This window comes from Acidithiobacillus sp. 'AMD consortium' (assembly GCF_008926505.1).
Taxonomy (GTDB): Bacteria; Pseudomonadota; Gammaproteobacteria; order Acidithiobacillales; family Acidithiobacillaceae; genus Acidithiobacillus; species Acidithiobacillus ferridurans.
In genome coordinates, this window is the sequence record NZ_CP044411.1 from 934,610 (window position 1) to 959,453 (window position 24,844).

The window sequence follows — 24,844 nt, forward strand, 5'->3', positions numbered from 1 at the left end:
GCTGAGGGAGTTGGGCCAAGGCCATGCGCGTTGGCCTTTTCGTTTTCGGGCAGCTATAACTGTCTATCGTATTTTTGTGCGCTCGGGTTGTCGGTCAGGCGGCTTGCTCGGGCTTGTGAATGGCCGCCAGTTCTTCGGCCAACCGACGTTCCGCAATGGTCAAATCGTAAGCCTGTTGCATGCGTAGCCATATCCCCGGCCCGTTACCCAGATACTTGCCGATACGCAAGGCCATCTCTGGGGTAATGCCTTTGCGCTCGGACAGGATGCCGTGAACGGTCTGGCGCGAGACCCGCAGGCCACGGGCAAACTCTGCTACAGAGATATCCAGTGCAGGCAGTACCTCCTCCCGCAATATCTCGCCCGGATGCGTCGGTGTCCGGTCCACCTGCTCAACGGTCATTTCGTCCATCGGACACCCCCTGTCCTTAATGGTAATTCTCCAGATCAACGCGCCAGGCATCTCCTTCACGCCACTCGAAGGTGATGCAATAGGGTCCATTCACATAAACCGTGTACCGCTTCGGTTTCCCCTCCAAAGCATGGAAGTCGAAACCTGGCACGTTCAACTCCTCCGGGGATACTGCAGCGTTTATGGCATCGAGTCTGCGCTTGCAGCGGGTCACCAAATCCGCACCGACTTTCGCCGATTGACCCGTCTCGAAAACCTGCTTGAGGCCCTTATGCACAAAACTTCGTATCAAGTGGAACCCTCGGAGAGGTTGTTACCGCCCTGTTGAAAATTACACCGCAGTGTCATAGGTGTCAATCATCTGTTGACAGTCGCTGGCGCACGCCTTGCCCACAAACTTCATCGCCTTGGCTCAGCCAGGGGAAATGCGGGGAGTGAGGGAAGCGGAAGACGTCGGTCATGATGGTATGGAAACAGTGAATTTTATCCCTATTCCCGCGATTGGATGGGGACGAAAACAGTTGAAGGCCCCTATCTGTAAGGGTTTCCGTATAATGGTCTCGACGAAAAGACTCACCTACAGGGAGATTTACAGGAGGGCCGATGCAGAAAATGGCACGAACCGTGCTGCCTTTCCAGCTTGCCGCGACGGAAGAATCCATGACGGCATAATCGGGGCTGGTGTTATTGGGCGAGTTTGCCCAAGGTGCGGGTCTGCATCGCTGGCTGGAGCGGGAGATGCCCAAACCCGGCCTGAGTCTGATCATTGCCGCTGTTATTATTGGGTCATCCCTGAACATGGCCGTTCACTCCGGTCCCCATTATCTGGGGATTCCTCTTCAGGGGCTCATCGGCTACTCGGTGGCCAGCGCACTCGGCCTGTGGTGGGTGACAGCGATCCTACGTTCGGGAAGTTCTGAACAAGCGACATGCTGGCTGCTTGTCGATCCATGCGCTAGGTGGTGAGCCGAACCCTCTGGAGGAGCTTGGCGTTGATGGCGACGATCACGGTGGAAATGGACATCAGGGCCGCCCCCACCGCCGGGGAAAGCACCAGACCAACGCTGTAAGCCACCCCGGCAGCAAGGGGGATCGCCACGATGTTGTAGCCGGCACCCCACCACAGGTTCTGGATCATCTTGCGATAGGTCGCCCGGGAAAGTTCCAGGATAGCCGCCACATCCCGGGGATCGGAGCGGACCAGCACAATGTCCGCCGACTCGATGGCGACGTCCGTGCCCGCTCCGATGGCGATCCCGACATCCGCCTCCACCAGGGCAGGCGCATCGTTGACACCGTCGCCGACCATGGCCACGCGCAATCCCCGCGCCTTTACCTCCTTGATCTTCTCCGCCTTTTGTCCAGGGAGCACTTCGGCGAAATAGTCGTCCAGCCCCATTTCCTGGGCCACCCAACGGGCCACCGCTGCGGAGTCGCCGGTCAACATCATCACCTGTACGCCCATCCCCTTCAGCCGCGCGAGGGCTTCCCGCGACTCCGCTCGAATGATGTCGGCCAGCGCGACAGCCCCCTCCGGTTTCTCGTCGACGAGCAGGTATATCACCGTTTTGCCCTGGGATGCCAAGGCCGCGATCCGCTTATCGCTGACATCGAGACCGCTCTCCTTGAGATAGCCGGGGCTTACGACCTTCACATTGCGCCCATTTACAACGGCTTGCGCGCCCTTACCGGGGATGGCCTTGAATTCCTTGGGAGGCTCGAAGCCGATGCCCTTCGCTTTGGCATATGCCACGATGCCAGCGGCGATGGGGTGCTCCGACTGGCTTTCGAGGGCCGCGGCGAGCCGTACGACCTCATCTTCGGCGTATCCGCCGAGCACGACTACATCCGTGACGCCGAACCGTCCCTCCGTCAAGGTCCCGGTCTTGTCAAACACCACCGCCTGCAGTTGGCGCGCCCGCTCAAAAGCAGACCGGTCCCGGATAAGCAGCCCATGCTGCGCCGCCATGGCGGTGGACACGGCGACGACCAGTGGAATCGCCAGGCCTAGGGCATGGGGACAGGCAATCACCATGACGGTGACCATGCGGGCCAGGGCAAACTCGAAGTGCTGGCCAAGGACCAGCCAAATGGCAAGGGTAAGTCCGCCGACGCTCAACGCGGTAAGGGTCAGCACCAGGGCCGCGCGGTCGGCAAGATCCTGGGTCCGGGAGCGGGACTCCTGCGCCCGGCGCACCATCTCGATGACCTGTGAAAGATAGGTTTCACTGCCGGTCTTGTGGACCTCGACGGTGATACTCGACTCCCCGTTAACCGAACCACCGATCACTTCGTCGCCGTCCCCCTTCTCCACGGGCTGGCTTTCGCCAGTGAGCATGGCCTGGTTGATGGTGGTCTGTCCCTCGATGACACGTCCGTCCGTAGGGATTTTTTCGCCAGGCTTCACCAACACCCGGTCACCGCGCTGCAGATTGGCGACCGGCACGTCTTTCATGCCCTCCGGGGTTACGAGATGGGCCTCGGATGGCATCATTTGCACCAGTTTTTCCAGTGCGCCAGAAGCCCCCAGGACTGATTTCATCTCGATCCAGTGGCCGAGCAGCATCACATCGATCAGCGTGGCGAGCTCCCAGAAGAACACTTCCCCCTGCACCCCGAACACGACAGCGCTCGAGTAAAAATAGGCCACGCTGATGGCCAGAGCGATCAGCGTCATCATGGCTGGCTTGCGGGTCTCAAGCTCGGCAAACAATCCCTTCAGGAAGGGCCAGCCACCGTAGAAATACACTCCACTCGACAACGCGAAAAGCACATAGGATGACCCTGTGAAGGCGAGCGCCGCCTCCAGCCCCAGCAGCCGCTGGATAAGCGGCGACAAAAGGAGGATAGGGATCGTCAGGGCCAGCGAGACCCAAAACCGTCGCCGGAAATCGGCGATCATGGCACCATGGTTGTGACCGCCGTGCGCGCCGGGATGAGCGTTACCCATCCCATGTTCCTGATGTCCCGAATGGTCCATAGAATCCTCTCTATTTTACCGCAGCAGGAACCTCAGCGCCGGTTGCCGACATTGGCTCTTAACCAACGAGACCAGATGTCTACCACAGTTCCACCTGTTGGTGGCGCATCCGGACCCGCTTTGGTGGATGGAGACACGTTATTGTTCCAGGTCGCGACGTCTTTCCAGGTATTCATCCCTTCCTATTTCCCCGCGGGCATAGCGTTCATGGAGCACATCCAGCGCGGTGTTTTTCTTGCCACCCCGAATCCCGCGACCCGTGAAGGCCTGCATCAGCAACATGACGCCAGCAACGATGGCAAAAATCAGCAAAAGGCAAAGCAAACCCCAAAACAGGACCATGAATACCGACCCTGTCCAATCATAACCGTTGCCAAAACCACCCATCATGTAAGGCCACATTTTCTGTTCCTCGTCGTTCACTCGCTACGCCACGGACCCAGAACAAACGCTCGTTGATGACCATTCAACGCCACTTCAGTGTAGTAGGCGGTGTCCACTTGTTCCATCTTCTTTCAGACTATCCCATGGATGGGGACCACCTCAGCCATCAGTGTCCTGGCGACTGAGGATATGGTCCATGGTCCCCCCGTTGGCCAAAGCGGACAGCCACGATAAATCACCTAGCAAGTGGTGAAGAAGGGCTTCTCGCCCTCAGGGTAGGGGTTTCGCCAGCCGGAAAGTACTCACCCTCCCTGGAAGGATGGGTCGCAAAGACGGCGAAGCGTTTCTGGAATGTCCTCCGGACATTGCCCGCAGGCAAGATTGGCAGGGACGGCGTATGCCATCTTTTGCGGATGGGCCAGTTTCAGATCAGCCATGATGGCCTGGAACTCCGCCGAGCTTTTGCCGGCCAGGCGCGGGTTCCGCTCCTTTTCCTGGGCAATGGACGAGACATGCCGGTGCTGATAATCATGGGCCGGATAAACCAGTGTGGCGTCGGGCAGAACAAACAGCTTTTCCTGAACGGAGCGGTATAGGGTGGCGGCGTCGCCATTCTGGAAATCGGTGCGCCCGCAGCCATCAATGAGCAGGGCATCTCCGGTGAAGACCCGCCAAGTGTCGCCGTCCACCACCAGATAAGCGTGGTGGGTATCCGTATGTCCAGGGGTAAAAAGGGCTTGAAAATGGAGCGAACCCAGGCTCAGGGGCCGTTCTTCGGCCACCCCGAAATCGGTGCAGGGCAGATCGTCCATGGCCGGCCCTGCAATCCGGCTGCCGACGCGGGCCTTGAGCTTGCAGGCGCTACTCACATGGTCGGCATGGATATGCGTTTCCAGCGTATAGCTCAGGCGCAGCCCGAGATCATGCAGGACTTGCAGGTCCCGCTCCATGGTCTCCAGCACCGGATCGAGGAGCACTGCCTGCCCTGTCTGGGTACAGCCGAAGAGATAGGTATAGGTAGCGGATTCTGCTTCAAAGAGCTGACGGAAGATCATCGGATTGCACTCCTTCGTGATGGCAGGTGAATCGGCGGCGCACAGGCGATACTTCAGAAACAGACGACCTCATCCGCGGCGCTGATCCAGTCGGACAGGCCCTTCATGGAACTTTTTGTAACACCGTCTGGTAAAGACCCTGCCCATCCCTGGCTTTTGAGGGAAGTGCTACAACACTGCACGGTCAAACCCAGATCCAGCAGTTCCAGAAAGAGCGCATGGGTAGACTTCGCGAATTCCCTTGCGGGCGCCAGCAGCCCAATCCCCTGTCCAGCCAGAAAAAGGCGCACCTCCTTGCCCTCGGCCAGCATGGCGCCGGCAAGACGCACCGCCGTATCGGCGCGGGGATTATCCGCCTCGGGAGCGGCATGCAAAACAATCAACGCGATGGTCATACATTACCCTTTTTTTGAACAGGACGAGGATGGGTTTCTTTCACGGCCAGGGCCACCCACAGCCCCGACAGGGCGACAATACCGGCCGTAGCCCAGATGGCGGGGAGAATTTCGTTACTCCATTGCGCCACCAGGCCCAGCAGCAATCCGCCGATGGCATAACCCGTATCGCGCCAGTACCGATAGACACCGAGGATACGCCCTCGCTCCAGCGGTGGGGCCGTATCGGACATGGCGGCGACCAGGTTCGGGTACAGGAGCGCCATGCCCAGACCCATGATGAGCGCCGTCGACATCCACAAAACAAAGCCTTGCACCAAGGCAGTGGCCGCCAAGCCCGCAGACAACAGAAAAAAGCCGCTGACAATGGGGATCTTGCGGCCGATGCGATCGGCCAGATAGCCGGTCCAGAGTTGCGAAAGCCCCCAGACGGCACCGTAAACGCCGGTGATCCAACCGATAGCCACCACTCCCATGGCGTGCTCCAGGAAGTAGAGCGGAAAGAGCACCCAGACGAGGGTATCGGCCACCTTGTTGGCCACCCCCGCCTGGCAAAAGGCGCGGTAGCGCGGATTCTGGAAAGAGACTTCGAGAAAGCTCTGCATCCAGCTCCGCTTTGACGGGGGGGAGGATACGGGGTGGGCGCCATGCTCGGCGTGAACCCAGGCGATGGTATCGCGCACGCGTAACAGCAGCACCAGGGCCAGCAGGACTACCCCCAGGCCGAAGAGCAGCAACGTCCAACGGGGGCCATAGAGCACGGCCAGATAGCCCGTGGCCAGCCCCGCCACGCCCATGCCCAAATAACCCACCGCCTCATTGATCCCCACTGCCAGCCCGCGCTGTCGGCTGCCTGCCAGGTCGATCTGACTGGTCACCGTCATGGTCCAGGTGAAGGCCTGGTTGATGCCGAGAAAGACGTTGGCAGCGATGATCCACCACCAGTTGGGGGCAAAGAAAATCAGCAATGGAATGGGAATGCCGGCAATCCAGCCGATCAACAAGACCCGCTTACGCCCGACACGATCGGAAAGGGAGCCCGCCACCAGGTTGAGGGCCCCTTTCACCAGACCGAAGGAAATGACAAAGGAGGCTAGGAAGAGAAAAGCCCCCTTGGCCACCCCAAAGTCCTGGGCGAGGGATGGCAAGACCGTGCGCTCCATGCCGATGACCAAACCGACAAAAAAGACCTGCGAGGTTTGCAGCAGAAACTGGCCACTATTGCGGGCAATTCCCCGCTGATACGCCCCGGCGGCTGCCTGCACCGGGCTCATGAAGTCGTCTTGCGTAGCGGTACGACTTCCGCCAGTTGCTGACGGCAGGCGGTGGTGATATCCATCTGGTCAAGAATCAACTTCCGCACGATCTCGCAGGTCTCCAGCACCGCAGGGCTGGTGAGACGGTAATGGCAGAAGGTGCCGCACTTGTCGCAATGGACCAAGCCACGTGCCTTGAGCACGTTGAGGTGTTGCGAGACATTGGCCTTGGACAGTCCGGTCAGCTCAGTCAACTCCCCCGCCGTATGCTGCCGTTCTCCCAGGTAGTGGATCATCTCCAGGCGCTTGGGATGGGCCAGCGCCGCAAAGACCTCGGCGAAGAGGGCGAAGCGCACCGTCTCCGCGCTCATGCCGCCGCCCCCAGATTGGCCGCCACCATGCGCGCCATCTCCGCCGGCCGCTCCGGGATGTTGGCCGTGAGTTCGCGGATAAAGGCGTCCCGGTCGGTCATAGACAGATAGGGATCCCAGCGCTTCTCGAAGCCGATGGTGGAAGAGGGCTTGCCGGACAACCCCGCACCACAGACACTGCCCGCCGCATGGCCGGGGAAGATCTCAAGGTCGTCGGGCAGGGTGAGGAGTTTGGCGTGGATGCTGTCGAAGATCCGGCCCGCCATCTCCTCCGGAGTTCCCCCCAAATCGGGCCTGCCGACGCCGCTGACGAAGAGGGTGTCGCCAGTGAGCACGAACCAGGGATCGGCGCTGCGCCGCAGGTCGCTGACCAGGAGACAGATGCTGTCGGAGGTATGGCCGGGGGTATGCAGGACTTTGGTGGTGACATTACCCGTTTCCAGCACCTCGCCGTCCTGTAGGCCGCGGATCGGGAAATGCACCTTGCCCACATCGCTTTCGTGCAGGCAGTAGGGTGCATCCGCCAGCTCCGCCAGTTTCCGGCCGCCGGAAAAATGATCGGCATGGATGTGGGTGTCGATGACAAAGGCGATGCGCACCGCCGCCTTTTGCGCCTCCTCCACGAACCACGCTTCGTCGCCAGCCACGACATCCACTGCCACCGCCGAACCCTTGCTGCCGCATCCATAGAAGTAGGACAAGGTCCCGTCGGCGCTACTCCGTTGTTTGAAAAACATAGACCATCCCACTAATCGTTAGTTAAGAAATAAATTAACTATAAAATATCGGGACCTTTCCTGCTTGTCAATAAGATCCAATTGCTTTTCTCTCCAGGAGGGACGCATGGTCGATGCCTACCGAGGCTAGGCTGCCCCCTCCGCAACGAGCCGTAGGGCATCGCTTTCCCGGATGTCCGTGACACCCGGGGCAAGCTTCTGGTCGTGCTCGTGGGTCAGAAAAAGGCTGCGGCCATGGCGGCGCGGAATGGATCCGGGGAACGGCGATGGTCAAAACTGCGGGAATGGATGCAGTAGCTTGGGACGTGTGGGACCAACGGTCGCAGTATCTGGAAGCAGACGTAGGACTCGGATAAAACGGCTGGATTCGCATACGATCTAAAAGTTAAGAAATTCATTATGTTTCCTGATTTCTGGTCACAAATGGAAACTAATCAAAAACAATATTATGGATTATTTTGTCAGCACGAATGTGAGACATGCATGGTCTACTTTTTTGTCTTAACGACGCAACCCTAAAGGCATCGTTCTGGGACGCCCCACTCAATCTGATGACGAACCAAATTCCAAGCGAACCTTCTTGATGGCCGTCCTACGCGCAATCGTCTCCGCCAAACCTCCTATAATTCGTAACTCTCATATTTTATCCGATCAGACTATATCTGCGGAGTTTTTCGAGGAGAACTATTGTTTCATTAAAATTACAGTTTCTGTATAGTAATTGTTACACATTAGAAAATTATAAGCATATAAGTATATAAACATAATTTATGTTGCATTGGAAAACTATTTATAGGGTCAATAAAAATAATCTTGCTTGACAAGAAAGCAAGTTTTTAATTAACCTATGTTAGGTGCCAATTACATGGGAGCTAACCATAACATGGATACATCATACAATGATGTTGACACACATCTCTCCGCATTGTGACATTACCATGGATTTCACCACTACTTCGGGTAAACACCTGCGTATTCGTGTGCCCCTCACCCTCTTCGATGATCTAAGCCTGAAAATCGGTAACGGCTACAAGGCTGGTTGTTGGGTAGTGGCACGCTGCAACGAAGTAGAAAGGCTTTCGCACGAAACTATTGAGCAATATGTCAATATCATGGCGCGTCAGATATGCCAGCAGGTCACTATGCCACGCATTGAGGTACAAGCCGCCTAGCTGTAGCAGTTTTCGTTCAAAACGGCATGCTTATACTAACTGAGTCAGTGACTTGGTAACCGGGCGGCCACCAAATGGCCTGAGTGGGCCGTGAGGCCAAGGGAAGAGGTCATTCCGAGAAAGGAAAAGAAAGGACGAACTCCTTTGGTTATGATGTTGCGAGTATTTTGAGGAGGTTTTTTCATCGGGAAAACGATAGTCCGCCCCCCTCCGTGGCTGGGCTCTGGAAAAGGCGGGTGTGAGGAATCCATACCGGATTTCAGGGCGCCCACCCAGGCCGCATAGAGGTGTTGGAAAGGAGCAAAGGCCAGGGTATGAACCGGAAAAGACAGAATCTGCCGGCGGGCAAGATGTAGTCAGTGAGCCGCCAGGGTCATGATTTCCTGGATGACGGTTTTTACCCGGCGGCGCTTGGCGCTATGGCGCGGTGCGTATTGTCTCAATATCGGCCAGTTATGTTGTGATGTTGCGTTTCAATATTGAAACCCGCTGTAAATCTATGGTATTCCGTTTCAGCGCATTTCCGGCTGTTTCCGGACCTTTGATTGGGGCAACCGCCTTTCTGCACGATCCGATCCTGTTTGGAAACCCAGCGCAAGCAGGGCGTTGATCTGCTGCACGCCTTGGTTTAACCTGTTCAGGGAGAACCCCCACAACCCGCCATGGGATAACTTACCCTTGGTGAATAGTCACATGGACAAAGTTCTACCACGTATGGCTTACCTAATCCTGGGCAAGCTTAATCTCAGGCTACTTGTCTAAAATGACGCGGAACCTATATTCTAATCTGAAAAATTTATTTTTTACTGTTAGCTTGGATAACGCTTTATGATTACATTGACTTTTAGTCAAGATATCGATTGCATTCTGGCTGGTGTAATAGTAGGATTTTCCTTGGGACTGATTGGCGGCGGTGGCTCCATTCTTGCGGTTCCATTGTTGCTCTATTGGGTCGGCGTACACGATCCTCATCTGGTTATCGGCACGACAGCGCTAGCTGTGGGTATCAATGCTTTCATAAATCTGATTCCGCATGCGCGTGCCGGTAATGTACGCTGGGCAGTCGCTATACATTTTACTATCGCTGGTGTTATTGGAGCTTTTGCCGGTGCTGAGTTGGGGAAAGTGATCAATGGAAAATATCTACTCATTCTCTTTGCACTGCTCATGTTTTGGATTGCCGTAAGTATGTACCAGACACGAGAAAATCAGCCAGTTGTTCATAGAACATGCAAACGGCATGCTTGTGTATATTTTTATGGCGGCGGTACTGGTATTTTATCAGGATTTTTTGGCATTGGTGGTGGTTTCCTCATTGTTCCTGCACTGATGCGTTCTGGGCGGTTGCCTATTTTGAATGCCGTCGCTTCCTCATTATTAGCTGTGGGAGCCCTAGGCACAGCCACTGCCATCAGCTATTCACTGGAGGGCCTCGTAGACTGGCGTATTGCTGCAGAATACATAGCTGGTGGAATCTTGGGAGGATGGTTGGGGGCATTTAGTGCCAACAAACTGGGACAGCGCAAAGCGGCGTTGAATGATATCTTTATCGGCGTCATAGTTTTGGTCGCTATTTATATGTTATACAAAGAAATTGGATATTTTATATAGGGCAGTTCAAAAAATTAGCCATTTCCAGTAAAATGTAGCGGGCCGATTGGAAGGGAGAACGCTTCCGCCCCATTCTGGAAGGTGTGCAGAAGGCCAAGCCCAAAGGGCCGGGAGGGAGAAAGCCCTACCGTTTTTTGCAGGACCTGAAAGCAAAAGGAGATAGCCATGGACCAAGATCTTCAACATGCGCATTGCGTACCCTGTGAGGGTGGGGTTGCGCCCCTGGACGCGGAACGGGTAGGACTTCTATTACGCTCCCTACCCCAATGGCAAGTGGTCGGGCAGGCGATCCGCCGGGAGTTTCGTTTCAAAAACTTTTACGAGACTATGGCCTTTGTGAATGCCGTGGCATGGATCTCGCACCGGGAGGACCATCACCCGGACCTGGAGCTGGGTTATAACCGCTGTGTCGTCCATTACAGTACCCACGCCATTAGCGGCCTTTCAGAAAATGACTTCATCTGCGCCGCCCGGGTGGATGCGCTGCTGACATGACGGGGGCGGAAAAGCGCGTCCGTGCGGTGGGCTGGTTGCGGGATGACTTGATCGCCTGGATGGAAGCCCGTAAAAAATGACACTGCTGAATGATCCAGCGTCAGTCTTCTCGCCGGAGCGTGTCCCAACTGTCGATGGTGACCGCCTAGGGCTAGGAGATTGTAGGGTTCGCGCAATGGATACCATATGGATACCAGTCACCGAAAATGCGAGAATCGCCCACATGAAAATGTTATAACGCCATGTTTTATATGGTACGCCTGGAGGGACTCGAACCCCCGACCTACGGCTTAGAAGGCCGTTGCTCTATCCAGTTGAGCTACAGGCGCATAGGGATGATCGGACAATAAATCGATGGCGCCATTGTAGAGGACCTGTGGCGGTCAGGGAAGCAGGAGCGTGCCTCTTTTCGCTGATGGCTGCCAGCGTGTATGGTTGGTGGTATCAGCCGATCGGAGCAGGGCATGGACAAGCGCTTTATCCTGGAGAGCAGTTTTTCGCCGCAGGGCGACCAGCCGGAGGCTATTCGTCTGTTGGTGAACGGCCTTGCCGCTGGTGAATATTTCCAAACCCTGTTGGGGGTGACTGGTTCGGGCAAGACCTTCACCATGGCCAACGTCATCGCCATCACTCACCGTCCCGCCGTCATCATGGCGCCCAACAAGACCCTTGCAGCGCAACTCTATGCGGAAATGCGCGCGTTCTTTCCCCACAATGCCGTGGAGTATTTTGTCAGTTATTACGATTACTACCAGCCGGAGGCCTACGTTCCTTCCTCCGACACCTTCATCGAAAAAGACGCCGCCATCAATGACCACATCGAGCAGATGCGCCTCTCCGCTACCAAGGCCCTGCTGGAACGGCCGGATGTCATCATCGTGGCCACCGTTTCGGCTATCTACGGTCTGGGTGATCCGGCCTCCTACCATGGCATGATTCTGCATCTGCGCGAGTCCTCCACCATGGATCAGCGCGCCATCCTCAAGCGTCTGGCGGAGATGCAATACAGCCGCAATCCTTTGGAAATGAAGCGCGGCACCTTTCGCGTCAACGGCGATGTCATCGATATATGGCCCGCGGAAAGCGAAGACGAAGCCGTTCGGATCGAGCTTTTTGGCGACGAACTGGAGCGCATCTCGCTCTTCGATCCCCTGACCGGCAAGACCATCACCCGTTTACCGCGCTACACCATCTACCCCAAAAGCCACTATGTCACCCCGCGCGAGACCATTCTCGCGGCGCTGGATGCTATCAAAGATGAGCTTCGCTCGCGTCTGGAGGACCTGCGCCGCGCCAACAAGCTGGTCGAAGCGCAACGGTTGGAGCAACGCACCCGCTTTGATCTGGAGATGATGGCTGAGCTGGGGTACTGCTCTGGGATCGAGAACTACTCCCGCTACCTCTCGGGACGGGTGCCCGGTCAGGCACCGCCGACCCTGATGGACTACCTCCCCAAGGATGCCCTGCTATTCATGGACGAATCCCATGTAACGGTCCCGCAGTTCGGGGGGATGTACAAGGGCGACCGTTCGCGCAAGGAAACGCTGGTGGAATATGGTTTTCGTCTGCCCTCGGCGCTGGACAACCGGCCCCTGATGTTTCCCGAGTTCGAGTCACTGATGCCGCAGACCGTGTTTATTTCCGCCACGCCCGGTCCCTACGAACTGGAGCACTCCGGGCAGGTGGTGGAGCAGGTGGTACGGCCCACCGGCCTGGTCGATCCCGCTGTGGATATTCGTCCGGCGAAAGGGCAGGTCGACGATCTGATCAGCGAAATCAACATCGTTGTACGTAACGGTTGGCGCATTCTGGTGACGACGTTGACCAAGCGGATGGCCGAAGATCTGACCGATTATCTCCACGAACTGGGTATCAAATGCCGCTATCTCCATTCAGATATCGAGACGGTGGAGCGGGTGGAGATCATTCGCGATCTGCGCGCCGGGGTGTTCGACGTGCTGATCGGGATTAACCTGTTGCGGGAGGGCCTGGATATGCCGGAGGTGGCATTGGTCGCCATTCTGGATGCGGATAAGGAGGGCTTCCTGCGCTCGGAGCGGTCGCTGATTCAGACCATCGGGCGCGCGGCGCGCAACCTGCACGGGCGGGCCATTCTCTATGCCGACGGCATCACCAAATCCATGGCCCGCGCCATAGCCGAAACCGACCGCCGCCGGGAGAAGCAGTTGCAGTTCAACGCCCAGCATGGCGTCACCCCGCGCGGCATCGTCAAGCCGGTATCCGACATGATTGAGGGAGTCTATCGCCGCAATGCACAACCTGCCGCGCATGCTGCGGAAAAAAATGCGGATTATCGCGTGCTCAGTGATCCCCAAGCCGTTGCCAAGAAAATCAAGGAACTGGAGGAAGCCATGTACCGACACGCCCGCAACCTGGAGTTTGAGCAGGCAGCGGCGCTGCGGGACGATATCAAAAAACTGGAAAACCGCCTTCTGGGGACCGACCTGCCGGTATCTCTGGAGGAGGACTGAAGGGGCAATCCTTGGGAAGTTGCGGGCGGCGCCTTGACGCCAACTTGAGCATTGCCTATCCTGTAAACCAACCGGACGGTATGTAATGACAGGAGAACATGATGATCAAGGCTAAAGCCTATGCTGCGCAGACTGCCCGCAGCCCGTTGGCGCCCTACGAAGTACTGCGCCGCGAGCCGGGTCCCGATGATGTCCAGATAGATATACTCTTTTGCGGTGTCTGCCATTCCGATTTGCACACCGCCCGCAATGAGTGGAAAAACACGCTGTATCCCACTGTTCCTGGCCACGAAATCGTGGGTCGTGTCGTTGCCGTCGGTAAGGATGTCAAAAATTTTAATGTTGGTGATTTTGCCGGTGTCGGTTGCATGGTGGACAGTTGTGGGCACTGTCCGTCCTGTGATGAGGGTGAGGAGCAGTACTGCGATAACGGATTTACCGGAACCTACAACGGCCCGGTATTTGGCGGCGAAAATACCTACGGTGGCTATTCCCAGAGCGTGGTGGTCAAAGAATCCTTTGTGTTGAAGATTCGGCATGATGAAAAAGATCTGGCGAGTGTGGCGCCGCTGCTCTGCGCCGGTATCACCACGTACTCGCCCTTACGCCACTGGGGTGCCGGACCGGGTAAAAAGGTCGGCATTGTGGGTCTGGGCGGCCTTGGTCATATGGGCGTCAAATTGGCGCACGCCATGGGCGCCCATGTGGTGCTGTTCACCACCTCCCCCGGCAAAGTGGAGGATGGTAAGCGGCTGGGGGCGGATGAGGTCTGCATCTCCAGAGATGACGCGCAAATGGCCTCCCATGCCAACAGCTTCGATTTTATCCTCAATACGGTGGCCGCGTCCCATGATCTGGACGCCTTCCTGAATCTGCTCAAGCGGGACGGTACGATGACACTGGTGGGTGCGCCGGCTGAGCCCCATCCGTCACCAGAAGTCTTCAACCTGATTTTTAAGCGTCGGCAGCTCGCAGGCTCCCTTATCGGTGGTATTCGGGAAACGCAGGAGATGCTGGATTTCTGCGCACAGCGCGGGATCGGTTCGGATATCGAGATGATCCCCATGGACTACATCAATACCGCCTACGAAAGAATGCTGAAGAGCGATGTGAAGTATCGCTTTGTGATTGACATGGCGACACTGAAGTAGGCCCTCTGGGGCGGAGGTTTACAGCCCCCCACCCGCTCTTTGGTTTCAAGGCAAAATGTCAAGGCAGCAGGAAGCCCGTCCGGGCTGCCGCAGAAAGGTGATTTTGCGTTGTGCCGCACGTCTGAATTGGCTACCATGCGCAGGTTAAACGCGCGCTGCGAGTCCTATGAGCAAATACATTTTCGTAACAGGTGGGGTGGTTTCTTCTCTGGGCAAGGGCGCCGCTGGCGCAGCTCTTGGTGCACTGCTGGAGGCCCGTGGGCTGAAGGTCACCATGCTCAAGCTGGACCCCTATATCAACGTCGATCCGGGCACCATGAGCCCCTTTCAGCACGGTGAGGTTTTCGTCACCGCCGATGGCGCGGAAACGGATCTGGATTTGGGGCATTACGAACGATTCCTCGCGACGCGGATGGGTAAGCGTAACAATTTCACCACCGGCCTGGTTTATCAGACCGTTATTGAAAAAGAACGGCGCGGCGACTATCTGGGACGTACGGTGCAGGTCATTCCCCATGTCACCGATGAGATCAAGCGGCGCATCCGGTTGGGTGCGGCGGACGCGGATGTGGCGCTGGTGGAGATCGGTGGCACCGTCGGCGACATCGAATCGCAGCCCTTTCTGGAGGCGATCCGCCAGATGGCGGTAGAGGAGGAACGGGGTGACACCCTCTTCATGCATCTGACGCTGGTACCCTATCTGGCGTCCGCCGGGGAGATGAAGACCAAACCGACCCAGCACTCGGTGCGTGAACTGCGTGCCATCGGTATCCAGCCGGATGTGTTGCTTTGTCGTGCTGACCGGCCCATACCTGCCGACCACCGGGCCAAAATCGGGCTTTTTTCCAATCTGCCGGAAAAGGCGGTCATTTCGGCGATCGACACCGACAGTATCTATCGCATTCCGTTGCTGTTCCATGCTCAGGGTCTGGATGATCTGGTGGTGCAGAATCTCGGGCTACATCTGCCAGCCCCGGACCTTTCCGTTTGGAAGGGTATCATAAACGCCCTCGAACACCCGGAAGGCGAGGTGGTGGTTGCCTTGGTGGGCAAATATGTGGGGCTTACCGAATCTTACAAGTCTCTGGCGGAGGCATTGCTTCACGCGGGATTGCGGGCGCGACGGAGTGTGCGCTTCCTGTATGTGGATGCGGAAGAAGTCGAAACGCAGGGAACGGAGATACTCGCGGAAGCGGATGCCATTCTGGTACCGGGTGGTTTCGGCGGGCGGGGCACCGAGGGTAAAATTGCCAGCATCCGCCACGCACGGGAGCGGAAGGTGCCTTATCTCGGCATTTGCCTCGGCATGCAACTCGCGGTTGTCGAGTTTGCGCGGCATTGTGCTGGTCTGATGAACGCCAACAGTACCGAACTGGACCCTCAGACTCCGGCCCCAGTCATTACGCTGATGACCGAGTGGTCCGACCCGGAAGGCCACAAGGCGTACCGGGAGGAGGGGGGAAATCTCGGCGGTACCATGCGGCTGGGAGAGCAGGAATGTCGCCTTGAACCCGACAGTCTGGCAATGCAAGCTTACGGGCAGGAGCGGATTCACGAGCGCCATCGCCATCGCTTCGAGTTCAACAACCGTTACCGTGAACCGTTGGCTGTGGCAGGGTTGCGTTACACGGGGTTCTCCGCGGACAGTGAACTGGTGGAAGTGGTGGAGTTGCCGGACCATCCCTGGTTTCTGGGCTGCCAGTTTCACCCGGAGTTCACCAGTAACCCGCGTGAGGGGCATCCATTATTTGACGCCTTTATGCGCGCCGCCATCGCCCAGCGGGAACGGGACGGTTCGGCATGAAGCTCTGTGGCTTTGAAGCAGGTCTGCAGCATCCATTCTTTCTGATGGCAGGCCCCTGTGCGATCGAGAGTGAATCCCTGGCGTTGCGCACGGCGGAAGATCTGCGCGATATCTGCGCACGCCTCGGCATACCTTTTATTTATAAAAGTTCCTACGATAAAGCGAACCGTTCTTCGGGACAGAGTTTCCGTGGGCCGGGTATGGACGAGGGACTGCGTATTCTCGAAAAGGTCCGCCGGGAAGTCGGGGTGCCGATCATTACGGATGTTCATGAAAAAGAAGACGTGTCTGCCGTGGCGGAGGTGGTCGATGTGCTGCAGACGCCCGCCTTCCTCTGCCGACAGACCGATTTCATTCAGGCTGTCGCTGCTGCCGGAAAGCCGGTCAACATCAAAAAAGGCCAGTTTCTTGCGCCCTGGGATATGCTGCACGTCGCCAGCAAGGCCAAGGCTACCGGCAATGAGCAGATCATGGTCTGCGAGCGCGGCGCCTCCTTCGGATACAACAACCTGGTATCGGATATGCGCTCCCTTGCGGTGATGCGTCAGACAGGATGCCCGGTGGTCTTTGATGCGACCCATTCCGTACAGCTCCCCGGTGGTCAGGGCGACCGATCCGGAGGCCAGCGCGAATTTATCCCGGTGCTGGCGCGGGCCGCCGTGGCGGCGGGCGTGTCCGGGCTCTTCATGGAGACTCATCCGAATCCTGCGGATGCTTTGTCTGATGGTCCCAACGCCTGGCCGCTGGGACGTATGGAGAACCTGTTGCGCATTCTCCAGCATATTGATCATCTTGTAAAAAACCAGGATTTCCCTGAAAACCACCCTGAGGAGTTAGTATGAGTGCCATTGTCCGCATCCAAGCCCATGAAGTTCTCGATTCGCGTGGCAATCCCACCGTGGAGGCCGAGGTCTATCTGGATAACGGCGGCATGGGCCGTGCGATCGTCCCTAGTGGCGCTTCCACCGGAGAGCGCGAGGCCGTGGAGTTGCGCGATGGTGGCCAGCGCTACGGCGGCAAAGGAGTGCGCAAGGCCGTTGAACACGTCAACGGCGAGATTCAGGATGCGCTTCTTGGCATGGAGGCCGAAGAGCAGGAGCATATTGATGCGGCTCTTTGTGCCTTGGATGGCACCGAAAATAAGGCACGCCTCGGCGCCAACGCGATCCTGAGCGTCTCATTGGCGACGGCCCATGCGGCTGCCCACGCGGCTGGCCAGCCCTTGTACCGCTACATCGGAGGCTTGGGTCCGCTGCAGTTGCCCGTTCCCATGATGAATGTCATCAATGGCGGTGCCCATGCCGATAACGACGTGGACATGCAGGAATTCATGCTGATCCCGGCGGGCGCGGAGTCGTTTTCTGAGGCGTTGCAGATGGGGGTGGAGGTGTTCCACAGCCTGAAAGCCGTGCTGCAATCGCGCGGACTGGCAACGACAGTCGGCGACGAGGGCGGCTTCGCCCCGAATCTGCCCTCCAACGAGGCTGCCCTGGAGCTGCTCATGGACGCCATCAACAAGGCGGGTTATCAGCCGGGCAAAGATATCTGGCTGGGCATGGACGTCGCTTCCAGTGAATTTTATCGGGATGGACGTTATCACCTGGCGAGCGAAAGGCGTGAACTCGATAGTGCCCAGTTCGTGGATTATCTGGCGGCGCTGGCTGATCGTTATCCACTGATCAGCATTGAAGATGGCATGGATCAGAATGACTGGGAAGGCTGGATCACCCTCACCGACCGCCTTGGTGACCGTTTGCAGTTGGTGGGTGATGATATTTTCGTAACGAATACGACGATCCTGCGTGAGGGCATCGAGCGCGGTGTCGCCAATAGCATCCTTATTAAACTGAATCAGATCGGTACGTTATCCGAAACCCTGGCGGCCATCGAGATGGCAAAAGTCCATAGTTATACGGCTATCGTGTCGCACCGATCCGGAGAAACCGAGGATACCACACTGGCCGATGTAGCCGTGGCTACGGGTTGCGGCCAGATTAAAACAGGTTCTTTGTCGCGTACCGATCGGGTGGCGAAATACAACCGCCTATTGCGTATCGAGGAAGATTTGGGGGATGCTGCCCGTTATCCCGGCCTTGCAACTTTTTACAATCTCGACTAAAAAGATATTTAATGGAATATTTGCTGGGCCATTAAATTTTCGAGGATTTTGCGGCATGGGTTACCGGGCGCGCGTAAAAAACTGGATGGATACTGCCAAGGCAGAGATGCGCCTTGTGGATTTCATGCTTTTTGCCGTGTTATGTGCCCTGCAATATCCGCTTTGGTTCGGTGCGGGTAGCTGGTGGAATATGGCGAACCTGCACCGGAAACTGGAAGTCAAGCAGGTGATTTTGAAGCAATTGGAAGCCCGCAATGACCTTCTGGCAGCGCAGGTGACGAGCCTGCAAACGGGAAGCCGTGCCGTCGAAGAACTGGCCCGCCGTCATCTCGGAATGGTTAGCAAGGGAGAGGTGTTTGTCTGGGTGATACCCGCCAAAGGTGCCTTCGACGGCGCACGGACCAGCACTCAGGCGTCGTGAACTGCGCCGGGCGTCTTGCAGGTCGGTGGTATAGCCGTCCAGTTATGCTCCGTCAGGCGCGGTCAATGTAACTGCCATCCACCGTATTCACCCGAATTTTTTCACCCGCGTTCACAAACTGCGGCACCATAACCGTAATGCCGGTCTCCATCTGTGCGGATTTGTAGGAACCGGTAGCGGTTTGCCCCTTGATGGAAGGCTCGGCTTCACGCACCTCTAAAATAACCACAGGCGGCAATTCAACGCCGATAGGTCGTTCATTGTGGAGGTTGACCTGAATCTCAGTGTTGGGAAGGAGATAACCTGTCTGTCCTTCGAGCAGGTCCTCACTGAGGATGAGTTGCTCGAAGTTCTCATTGTCCATGAAGACATACCCGGTGGCATCGGTATAGAGATACTGCATGGTACGGGGTTCGACGACGGCTTTCTCCATGGTTTCTCCCGAGCGGAAGCGCGTATTGGACTTGGTGCCTGTCTCGATATTTTTCATCTCGACCTGCACGAAGGCGCCGCCTTTGCCAGGCTTGACGAAATCGGTTTTGAGTACGCGCCAGAGCCCCTTTTCATATTCGAGAATATTGCCGGGGCGGATATCAAAGGCGGAAATCTTCATACTATAGTCCTTCTGGGCATTCCCTTTAGAGGGCGTGGATTGTACCCTAGAGGCATATTTCTGACCAGCCCGGTCCCTTGAGAGGTAATCATGTCCGATCCCCGTACCCAGCCCCTGGAGATTCGCCCCCTCATGATCAGCCGCGTCATGGAAGTCGACTGGGCCGACGGACATACCAGCCGCCTGACCTTCGAACACCTGCGGGTAGAGTGTCCCTGCGCGGAGTGCAAAGGGCACACGCCCGATCAGGCGCAGATCATCACCGGCAAGGAGCATGTGAGTGTTGTGGAGGTGGTGCCGGTAGGCCATTACGCGGTGCAGTTGCATTTCAGTGATGGCCACAATACCGGGATTTTCACATGGGAGTATCTGCGCAGGCTGGACGCTGAATGAGTACCGCGGGGATTGAGCAGCCCTGAGATTTTATGGATTCTGAACAGGTAGAGCAATTTGAGAACACTGACGGTGCCGTGGACACACCCTTCGTTCCCGGAGAGTTTCTGCGGACGTTGACCAGCCAGCCCGGTATTTATCAGATGTTCGGCCAGGGCAGTCGCCTGCTCTATGTGGGTAAAGCCCGCAATCTCCGGCGCCGCGTGAGTTCCTATTTTCAGAAGCAGCGCCATACGCCAAAAACGCTGGCGATGTTGGCGCAGGTAACACGGGTGGAGGTGGTGGTCACCCACACAGAGACGGAAGCGCTGGTGCTGGAGGCCAATCTCATCAAGCGCCACCACCCGCCATACAATATCCTGCTGCGCGATGACAAGAGTTACCCCTATCTGTTCATAGAAACCGGTCACGACACGCCGCGCATGAGTTTGCACCGGGGTGCGCAGAAGGGCAAAGGGCACTACTTCGGTCCGTATCCGGCCGTTACTGCGTTACGTGAGAGTATGGTGCTGCTACAGAAAGCCTTTCGATTGCGGACCTGCGAGGATCATACTTTTCATCACCGCAGCCGGGCTTGTTTGCAGTACCAGATTCGTCGTTGCAGCGGCCCCTGTGTTGGGCATATCAGCGGCGAGGACTACGCGCGGGATGTGGCGGACACGATTCGCTTTCTGGAAGGAAAGAGCGACGAAGCGATTCGCAGTCTGGGGGCGCGTATGCAAGCGGCGGCTGAGCGACTGGATTTCGAGGAGGCAGCGCGACGCCGTGACCAGATCGCCGCGTTGTCCAAGATTCAGGAGCGTCAGTATGTGGCGCAGGCGGGTGGCGGCGATTTTGATGTGCTGGCGGCAGCACAAGAGAATGGGCAGTGGGTGGTGTACGTCAGTTTTATCCGCAATGGACGGCAGTTGGGCGGGCGCTCCGTTTTTCCGCGGCATACCGAAGAAGTGCGCGCGCCGGACGTACTCGCAGCCTTTCTCATGCAGTTCTACAGCGATAAAGAGGTGCCGGGGAATCTGCTGGTCAATGTGCTGCCGCGTTCACCAGCCTCCCTGGCGGAGGCGCTGGGCAGCGAAGCCGGGCACAGGGTCATGATCGATCAGCCCCAGCGCGGTCCACGCAAGCGCTGGATGGCGTTAGCGCTGACCAACGCCATGGGGGCGTTGCGCCAGAGGGCGCAGACGGCCAGCGCGGGACGGCGGCGCATGCTCCTGTTGCAGAAGCTCCTTGAACTCCCGGAGACGCCGCAGCGAGTAGAGTGTTTTGACATCAGTCATACCCGGGGCGAGGTGGCTGTGGCATCTTGTGTGGTTTTCGGTGAAGATGGGGCACTGAAGAACGAATATCGCCGCTTCAATATTCGCGATATCCGGGGCGGTGACGATTACGCGGCTATGGAGCAGGCCGTCCACCGCCGCTATGGGCGACTGCAGAAAGAGGGCCTGGTCTTGCCGGAGATCGTCTTCATTGACGGTGGTGCTGGACAGGTGGCTCGTGCGCAGGCGGCTCTGGACGCATTGGAGATCGGTTGCATCCAGTTGTGCGGGGTGGCGAAGGGGACGGCGCGGCGTCCAGGGCTGGAGATGCTGCATATCCCCGGATGGGCGGTCCCGCGACAATTGGACGATGATGATCCGGCACTGCTGGTCATTCAGGAAATCCGCGACGAAGCCCATCGTTTTGCTATTACTGGTCACCGCGCGCGCCGCGGCAAAGCACGGCAGGAATCCGATCTGGACGGCATCTCCGGGATCGGGCCGAAACGGCGGGTGGCGTTGTTACGCGCATTTGGCGGCTTACGCGGTATTCGTGACGCCGGTATGGAGGATTTGCAGCGCGTAGAGGGTATCCATCTGGAGCTCGCGCAGCGGATATATGATTTCTTTCACGTAGGACGTGCCTGATTGTGATAAAACGGCTGCCCAATTTCCTGACCATTCTGCGCATCGGGCTGGTGCCTATTTTCGTGGCGCTCTTCTACTGGGGGGGCGACATGCGCACTTTCGGTGCCACCGGAGTTTTTGCGGTGGCGGCGATTACCGATTGGGCCGATGGCTACCTCGCCCGGCGTTATCAGGGGGTATCGCCTTTCGGTACCTTTCTCGACCCGGTTGCAGATAAGGTCATGGTGGCTACCGCACTGGTGCTCATTGCCTCCTCCGGAGAGATACCGGCACTCCTGGCTGGTATCCTGATCAGCATCATCGTCGGCCGGGAAATTACCGTGTCAGCGTTGCGTGAGTGGATGGCCGAGGTGGGTGAGCGCAAAAAGGTGGCCGTCTCCTGGCTGGGTAAGGCGAAGGCAGCCACGCAGATGATTTCGATCCTGCTGCTGGTCTACGAGCGCCCGGTGCGGGGATTGTCCGCACGCACTCTGGGGACCGCTCTCCTGATCGTCGCGGCGGCGATGACACTCTGGAGTATGGTGGGCTACTTGCGCGCCGCCTGGCCCAGCCTACAGGGCAGTAGCGGGGCTCATCTTGACAGGGAGCGGTGACCCCGGTAACCTCTGTGGCCATGCGGGAATAGCTCAGTGGTAGAGCACAACCTTGCCAAGGTTGGGGTCGCGAGTTCGAGCCTCGTTTCCCGCTCCATAATCGAGGGAAAGCGTTCGGTCTTTCCCTTTTCTTTTAAGGCTGGGTGGCAGAATGGTCATGCAGCGGCCTGCAAAGCCGTGGAAGCCGGTTCGATTCCGGCCCCAGCCTCCAAACAAAAACAACAAACGGATTCGGCATTGAGCAGCAAGGAGGCATTGGATGCCGCCGCGCCTTGCAGTCCGAACATGAGCAGCACCGGAGCGATGACACCTCCGGCCAGTACGGAGGCCCCAAACCAGAGGGTGTCTGCACGCGATAAATGGGCGCGCGGACTGCGGCGCAGTAGTCGATATAAACTCAGTCACAGACCTGACCCCAAATAAAGAAGGGCCGCGAGCATCCAGGGACTGACTGAGGTTAGAAGAATTTTGACCAGAGGGGTGCTGGCACCAAAAAGGAGGCGGAGAAAATAGCTGCCGGGATTCCGGGACGCAGCAACTTTTGGAGAAAATTCATGGGATTATGCACGTGTCATGACCCAGTGTGAAATGAAAAGGAATCATAAAGAGCATTGTTATTGCAGGCAAGATCAATAATGCTGGCCAACTGTCTATTTGATCCTGAAAACGGCAGTCACTGTGGATGATTTGTCGTGATTAAGGGCGGATTGGGGTGAAATGTGATCCAGTGGATCTCTGCTAAGAGATCAAGAACTGCCTGCTTCGCCCACCGTAATTACCATTTCTGCAATTTCTCCTAGTTTTTTACCCTTGTCCATGGCGAGCCGCCGCATGCGCCGATAGGCTTCGGCTTCGTCAATCTGCAAGTCGCGCATGAGGATGCCCTTGGCTTTTTCAATTTGCTTGCGCTCGGCGAGGGCATTTTGGGTGTCTTTGAGTTCTTTGCGTAATTGCCGATATTCGGCATAGCGGAGCGCCGCCACCTTGAGAATAGGGGCAATATCCTGGGCGGAAATGCCGTGGGCAACATAGGCGGCAACACCAGCACGAATAGCCCGGCGCATGGTGTCTTCATCTTCAGGGGCGCCCAGCACGACGACCGGTAGTTCCAGGGTTTCGCTGAGGAACACGATGTGTTCGAGCACGTCTCGTTCGGGGCTGCCCGCTTCGGCGATGATGACATCGGGCTGCAGATTTTCCAGACGTTGCCAGGAAAGCGCTGACCAGCCAAAAATATCCACGACAATCTGCCCCTCACTGGCGAGGGCATCCCGGAGGATTTCTGCACGCTCCACATTATTGTCGATCAGGACGATGCGACGCATGGGCTCATTGTAGCGCTTGCAAGGCGGCCTGGATGATGATTTCTGATTCGCCGATGGGCCCCTCTACCTGGAAGAAGCAATTGGGTAAAACTTTCTGAACCTGTTCAATAAGTGTTGGTAGATCTTCCTGTAAATGACGACCGCTACTCCAGAACAAGGGGGAAATGCGAAAGTGGCGGAAGCCCAATACATAGGCCTCCCGTATGGCCTGATCCAGAGACGGTTCCCACATTTCCAGATAGCACAATACGATCCGTCGTTCTGGATGGGCGAGCTGTAGTCTTTCGGCGATCTGCTCAAAAGGTTTTCGCCACTGGGGATTACGGGAACCGTGTGCCAGCAGAAATTGCACGTCTGTCATGCGCGCTCCCTTAAGGTTGTTGCAGGCGCTGTGAGGATAAAGTCGGTTCTCCGGGAAACCACGCACAAATATCTGCTAATCCCACAACAGCGCCAATAATTAGAATTGCCGGGCTGCCCAGCTCCGCTGCCTGGATCGCTACACTGAATTGCTGCAAGGGCGCCTGTACCTGTTTTTGCGTGATGGTCGCCCATTGTACCGCAAGACAGGGGGTTTCGGCAGCCAAACCGCCCGCTATTAATCCCTGACAGATATCGGATATTCGTTCGATGCCCATGTAAATGACCAAGGTATCTGCCGCCCTGGCATAGCGTGACCAGTCTGGAGGGTGGCTGCCTCTAGCCTCGTGTCCCGTCAGGAAAATGACGGACTGACTACGATGGCGATGGGTGAGCGGTACGCCAGCATAAGCTGCTGCCGCCATTCCGCTGCTAATGCCGGGGATGATTTCGTAATCGATATGGGCGGCGCGCAGAGCCAGACATTCTTCACCTCCGCGCCCAAAGAGAAATGGATCTCCTCCCTTCAGACGGACAACCTTCAAGCCTTGTTGGGCAGAGCGGATCAAATGCTCATGAATACGCATCTGTGAGGTAGAGTCCTGCCCGCCCCGTTTACCCACTTCCACTTTTTTACACCCTGCTGACGCCATGTTGAGCAGACAGGGATTGGCGAGGGCATCATAAAAAATGATATCGGCAGCTGCAATGCGCCGTGCTGCTTTGAGGGTGAGGAGTTCCGGATCGCCGGGACCGGCACCCACGATGGAAACTGGGAATAGGGAGGTGATGAATGACATG

The 24,844-nt window shown here is 57.1% G+C and carries 26 protein-coding genes and 3 tRNA genes; 15 read left to right on the top strand and 14 right to left on the bottom strand.

Features of this window, described 5'->3' with window-relative positions:
- Positions 1-94: 94 nt before the first annotated feature.
- Positions 95-412, bottom strand: coding sequence for a HigA family addiction module antitoxin (locus F6A13_RS04925; protein WP_126605156.1), 318 nt, complete (start codon positions 410-412; stop codon positions 95-97).
- Positions 413-428: 16 nt separating this feature from the next.
- Positions 429-704 (bottom strand): type II toxin-antitoxin system RelE/ParE family toxin, encoded by a 276-nt coding sequence (locus F6A13_RS04930; protein WP_113526787.1) that lies wholly within the window; start codon positions 702-704, stop codon positions 429-431.
- A gap of 389 nt (positions 705-1,093) precedes the next feature.
- On the opposite strand from F6A13_RS04930, the gene F6A13_RS04935 reads away from it, so the two are divergent.
- On the top strand, positions 1,094-1,378 hold the full coding sequence (locus tag F6A13_RS04935) for a hypothetical protein (RefSeq protein WP_126605157.1): 285 nt from the start codon (positions 1,094-1,096) through the stop codon (positions 1,376-1,378).
- Here the strand turns inward: F6A13_RS04935 and F6A13_RS04940 are convergent.
- From F6A13_RS04940 to F6A13_RS04970, 7 genes are all read right to left on the bottom strand, one after another.
- Positions 1,368-3,362: a copper-translocating P-type ATPase gene (locus F6A13_RS04940; RefSeq protein ID WP_225981966.1), complete on the bottom strand. Its 1,995-nt coding sequence runs from the start codon at positions 3,360-3,362 to the stop codon at positions 1,368-1,370. The genes F6A13_RS04935 and F6A13_RS04940 overlap by 11 nt on opposite strands.
- A 168-nt stretch (positions 3,363-3,530) precedes the next feature.
- Positions 3,531-3,794 carry an SHOCT domain-containing protein gene (locus F6A13_RS04945; protein WP_126605158.1) on the bottom strand — a complete coding sequence of 88 codons (264 nt, stop codon included), beginning with the start codon at positions 3,792-3,794 and terminating at the stop codon, positions 3,531-3,533.
- Between the two features lie 284 nt (positions 3,795-4,078).
- Positions 4,079-4,831 carry an MBL fold metallo-hydrolase gene (locus F6A13_RS04950; protein ID WP_126605159.1) on the bottom strand — a complete coding sequence of 251 codons (753 nt, stop codon included), beginning with the start codon at positions 4,829-4,831 and terminating at the stop codon, positions 4,079-4,081.
- 53 nt (positions 4,832-4,884) lie between these two features.
- On the bottom strand, positions 4,885-5,226 hold the full coding sequence (locus F6A13_RS04955; RefSeq protein ID WP_113526783.1) for a DsrE family protein: 342 nt from the start codon (positions 5,224-5,226) through the stop codon (positions 4,885-4,887).
- On the bottom strand, positions 5,223-6,500 hold the full coding sequence (locus F6A13_RS04960; protein ID WP_113526782.1) for an MFS transporter: 1,278 nt from the start codon (positions 6,498-6,500) through the stop codon (positions 5,223-5,225). Before F6A13_RS04960 ends, F6A13_RS04955 begins: the two co-directional genes overlap by 4 nt.
- The gene (locus tag F6A13_RS04965) at positions 6,497-6,853 is read right to left on the bottom strand and encodes an ArsR/SmtB family transcription factor (protein WP_113526781.1); all 357 of its coding nucleotides are present in this window, start codon (positions 6,851-6,853) and stop codon (positions 6,497-6,499) included. The genes F6A13_RS04960 and F6A13_RS04965 overlap by 4 nt, the downstream gene beginning before the upstream one ends.
- The gene (locus F6A13_RS04970; RefSeq protein ID WP_113526780.1) at positions 6,850-7,590 is read right to left on the bottom strand and encodes an MBL fold metallo-hydrolase; all 741 of its coding nucleotides are present in this window, start codon (positions 7,588-7,590) and stop codon (positions 6,850-6,852) included. Before F6A13_RS04970 ends, F6A13_RS04965 begins: the two co-directional genes overlap by 4 nt.
- A gap of 899 nt (positions 7,591-8,489) precedes the next feature.
- Here F6A13_RS04970 and F6A13_RS04975 point away from each other — a divergent pair.
- From F6A13_RS04975 to F6A13_RS04985, 3 genes are all read left to right on the top strand, one after another.
- Positions 8,490-8,762, top strand: coding sequence for a hypothetical protein (locus F6A13_RS04975; RefSeq protein WP_126605160.1), 273 nt, complete (start codon positions 8,490-8,492; stop codon positions 8,760-8,762).
- 828 nt (positions 8,763-9,590) lie between these two features.
- Positions 9,591-10,373, top strand: coding sequence for a sulfite exporter TauE/SafE family protein (locus F6A13_RS04980; RefSeq protein ID WP_113526779.1), 783 nt, complete (start codon positions 9,591-9,593; stop codon positions 10,371-10,373).
- 165 nt (positions 10,374-10,538) lie between these two features.
- Positions 10,539-10,868, top strand: a complete 330-nt coding sequence (locus F6A13_RS04985; protein ID WP_113526778.1) for a 4a-hydroxytetrahydrobiopterin dehydratase — start codon at positions 10,539-10,541, stop codon at positions 10,866-10,868.
- A gap of 252 nt (positions 10,869-11,120) precedes the next feature.
- Here the strand turns inward: F6A13_RS04985 and F6A13_RS04990 are convergent.
- Positions 11,121-11,197, bottom strand: a tRNA-Arg gene (locus tag F6A13_RS04990).
- Positions 11,198-11,332: 135 nt separating this feature from the next.
- Here F6A13_RS04990 and uvrB point away from each other — a divergent pair.
- The 6 genes from uvrB to F6A13_RS05020 all read left to right on the top strand — a co-directional run bounded on the left by uvrB (position 11,333) and on the right by F6A13_RS05020 (position 18,855).
- Positions 11,333-13,360 (top strand): excinuclease ABC subunit UvrB, encoded by a 2,028-nt coding sequence (gene uvrB, locus F6A13_RS04995; protein ID WP_151528118.1) that lies wholly within the window; start codon positions 11,333-11,335, stop codon positions 13,358-13,360.
- A gap of 98 nt (positions 13,361-13,458) precedes the next feature.
- Positions 13,459-14,511: an NAD(P)-dependent alcohol dehydrogenase gene (locus F6A13_RS05000; protein WP_318833319.1), complete on the top strand. Its 1,053-nt coding sequence runs from the start codon at positions 13,459-13,461 to the stop codon at positions 14,509-14,511.
- 166 nt (positions 14,512-14,677) lie between these two features.
- On the top strand, positions 14,678-16,315 hold the full coding sequence (locus F6A13_RS05005; protein WP_113526775.1) for a CTP synthase: 1,638 nt from the start codon (positions 14,678-14,680) through the stop codon (positions 16,313-16,315).
- Positions 16,312-17,157 (top strand): 3-deoxy-8-phosphooctulonate synthase, encoded by an 846-nt coding sequence (gene kdsA, locus F6A13_RS05010; RefSeq protein ID WP_113526774.1) that lies wholly within the window; start codon positions 16,312-16,314, stop codon positions 17,155-17,157. The genes F6A13_RS05005 and kdsA overlap by 4 nt, the downstream gene beginning before the upstream one ends.
- Positions 17,154-18,434, top strand: a complete 1,281-nt coding sequence (eno, locus tag F6A13_RS05015; protein ID WP_126605161.1) for a phosphopyruvate hydratase — start codon at positions 17,154-17,156, stop codon at positions 18,432-18,434. Before kdsA ends, eno begins: the two co-directional genes overlap by 4 nt.
- Positions 18,388-18,855, top strand: coding sequence for an FtsB family cell division protein (locus F6A13_RS05020; protein ID WP_225981967.1), 468 nt, complete (start codon positions 18,388-18,390; stop codon positions 18,853-18,855). The genes eno and F6A13_RS05020 overlap by 47 nt, the downstream gene beginning before the upstream one ends.
- Positions 18,856-18,907: 52 nt before the next feature.
- Here F6A13_RS05020 and efp read toward each other — a convergent pair whose 3' ends face one another.
- Entirely contained in the window at positions 18,908-19,468 is a 561-nt protein-coding gene (efp, locus tag F6A13_RS05025; protein WP_113526773.1) for an elongation factor P, read from the bottom strand.
- Between the two features lie 90 nt (positions 19,469-19,558).
- Between efp and F6A13_RS05030 the strand changes: the two genes are divergently transcribed.
- The 5 genes from F6A13_RS05030 to F6A13_RS05050 all read left to right on the top strand — a co-directional run bounded on the left by F6A13_RS05030 (position 19,559) and on the right by F6A13_RS05050 (position 22,569).
- Positions 19,559-19,861: a gamma-butyrobetaine hydroxylase-like domain-containing protein gene (locus F6A13_RS05030; protein WP_113526772.1), complete on the top strand. Its 303-nt coding sequence runs from the start codon at positions 19,559-19,561 to the stop codon at positions 19,859-19,861.
- Positions 19,862-19,893: 32 nt separating this feature from the next.
- Positions 19,894-21,765 (top strand): excinuclease ABC subunit UvrC, encoded by a 1,872-nt coding sequence (gene uvrC, locus F6A13_RS05035; protein ID WP_113526771.1) that lies wholly within the window; start codon positions 19,894-19,896, stop codon positions 21,763-21,765.
- Between the two features lie 2 nt (positions 21,766-21,767).
- Positions 21,768-22,358 carry a CDP-diacylglycerol--glycerol-3-phosphate 3-phosphatidyltransferase gene (gene pgsA / locus F6A13_RS05040; protein WP_113526770.1) on the top strand — a complete coding sequence of 197 codons (591 nt, stop codon included), beginning with the start codon at positions 21,768-21,770 and terminating at the stop codon, positions 22,356-22,358.
- A gap of 22 nt (positions 22,359-22,380) precedes the next feature.
- Positions 22,381-22,455: transfer RNA gene (locus F6A13_RS05045), tRNA-Gly, on the top strand.
- A 40-nt stretch (positions 22,456-22,495) separates the two neighbouring features.
- Positions 22,496-22,569, top strand: a tRNA-Cys gene (locus F6A13_RS05050).
- A 535-nt stretch (positions 22,570-23,104) separates the two neighbouring features.
- Here the strand turns inward: F6A13_RS05050 and F6A13_RS05060 are convergent.
- From F6A13_RS05060 to cobA, 3 genes are read right to left on the bottom strand one after another with little or no spacing between them, the layout of a single operon-like run.
- Entirely contained in the window at positions 23,105-23,683 is a 579-nt protein-coding gene (locus F6A13_RS05060; protein ID WP_113526769.1) for an ANTAR domain-containing response regulator, read from the bottom strand.
- Positions 23,684-23,687: 4 nt separating this feature from the next.
- Positions 23,688-24,044, bottom strand: coding sequence for a sirohydrochlorin chelatase (locus F6A13_RS05065; protein ID WP_113526768.1), 357 nt, complete (start codon positions 24,042-24,044; stop codon positions 23,688-23,690).
- A 10-nt stretch (positions 24,045-24,054) separates the two neighbouring features.
- Positions 24,055-24,843 (bottom strand): uroporphyrinogen-III C-methyltransferase, encoded by a 789-nt coding sequence (gene cobA, locus F6A13_RS05070; protein ID WP_113526767.1) that lies wholly within the window; start codon positions 24,841-24,843, stop codon positions 24,055-24,057.
- Between the last annotated feature and the right edge of the window lies 1 nt (position 24,844).

What these genes read in the sequence shown, in the direction of transcription:
- F6A13_RS04925 (WP_126605156.1), bottom strand. Translation starts at nt 412, where the DNA reads ATGGACGAAATGACCGTTGAGCAGGTGGACCGGACACCGACGCATCCG.
- F6A13_RS04940 (WP_225981966.1), bottom strand. Translation starts at nt 3,362, where the DNA reads ATGGGTAACGCTCATCCCGGCGCGCACGGCGGTCACAACCATGGTGCC.
- F6A13_RS04945 (WP_126605158.1), bottom strand. Translation starts at nt 3,794, where the DNA reads ATGTGGCCTTACATGATGGGTGGTTTTGGCAACGGTTATGATTGGACA.
- F6A13_RS04950 (WP_126605159.1), bottom strand. Translation starts at nt 4,831, where the DNA reads ATGATCTTCCGTCAGCTCTTTGAAGCAGAATCCGCTACCTATACCTAT.
- F6A13_RS04955 (WP_113526783.1), bottom strand. Translation starts at nt 5,226, where the DNA reads ATGACCATCGCGTTGATTGTTTTGCATGCCGCTCCCGAGGCGGATAAT.
- F6A13_RS04960 (WP_113526782.1), bottom strand. Translation starts at nt 6,500, where the DNA reads ATGAGCCCGGTGCAGGCAGCCGCCGGGGCGTATCAGCGGGGAATTGCC.
- F6A13_RS04965 (WP_113526781.1), bottom strand. Translation starts at nt 6,853, where the DNA reads ATGAGCGCGGAGACGGTGCGCTTCGCCCTCTTCGCCGAGGTCTTTGCG.
- F6A13_RS04970 (WP_113526780.1), bottom strand. Translation starts at nt 7,590, where the DNA reads ATGTTTTTCAAACAACGGAGTAGCGCCGACGGGACCTTGTCCTACTTC.
- F6A13_RS04975 (WP_126605160.1), top strand. Translation starts at nt 8,490, where the DNA reads ATGATGTTGACACACATCTCTCCGCATTGTGACATTACCATGGATTTC.
- F6A13_RS04980 (WP_113526779.1), top strand. Translation starts at nt 9,591, where the DNA reads ATGATTACATTGACTTTTAGTCAAGATATCGATTGCATTCTGGCTGGT.
- F6A13_RS04985 (WP_113526778.1), top strand. Translation starts at nt 10,539, where the DNA reads ATGGACCAAGATCTTCAACATGCGCATTGCGTACCCTGTGAGGGTGGG.
- uvrB (WP_151528118.1), top strand. Translation starts at nt 11,333, where the DNA reads ATGGACAAGCGCTTTATCCTGGAGAGCAGTTTTTCGCCGCAGGGCGAC.
- F6A13_RS05000 (WP_318833319.1), top strand. Translation starts at nt 13,459, where the DNA reads ATGATGATCAAGGCTAAAGCCTATGCTGCGCAGACTGCCCGCAGCCCG.
- F6A13_RS05005 (WP_113526775.1), top strand. Translation starts at nt 14,678, where the DNA reads ATGAGCAAATACATTTTCGTAACAGGTGGGGTGGTTTCTTCTCTGGGC.
- kdsA (WP_113526774.1), top strand. Translation starts at nt 16,312, where the DNA reads ATGAAGCTCTGTGGCTTTGAAGCAGGTCTGCAGCATCCATTCTTTCTG.
- eno (WP_126605161.1), top strand. Translation starts at nt 17,154, where the DNA reads ATGAGTGCCATTGTCCGCATCCAAGCCCATGAAGTTCTCGATTCGCGT.
- F6A13_RS05020 (WP_225981967.1), top strand. Translation starts at nt 18,388, where the DNA reads ATGCTGCCCGTTATCCCGGCCTTGCAACTTTTTACAATCTCGACTAAA.
- efp (WP_113526773.1), bottom strand. Translation starts at nt 19,468, where the DNA reads ATGAAGATTTCCGCCTTTGATATCCGCCCCGGCAATATTCTCGAATAT.
- F6A13_RS05030 (WP_113526772.1), top strand. Translation starts at nt 19,559, where the DNA reads ATGTCCGATCCCCGTACCCAGCCCCTGGAGATTCGCCCCCTCATGATC.
- uvrC (WP_113526771.1), top strand. Translation starts at nt 19,894, where the DNA reads ATGGATTCTGAACAGGTAGAGCAATTTGAGAACACTGACGGTGCCGTG.
- F6A13_RS05060 (WP_113526769.1), bottom strand. Translation starts at nt 23,683, where the DNA reads ATGCGTCGCATCGTCCTGATCGACAATAATGTGGAGCGTGCAGAAATC.
- F6A13_RS05065 (WP_113526768.1), bottom strand. Translation starts at nt 24,044, where the DNA reads ATGACAGACGTGCAATTTCTGCTGGCACACGGTTCCCGTAATCCCCAG.
- cobA (WP_113526767.1), bottom strand. Translation starts at nt 24,843, where the DNA reads ATGTCATTCATCACCTCCCTATTCCCAGTTTCCATCGTGGGTGCCGGT.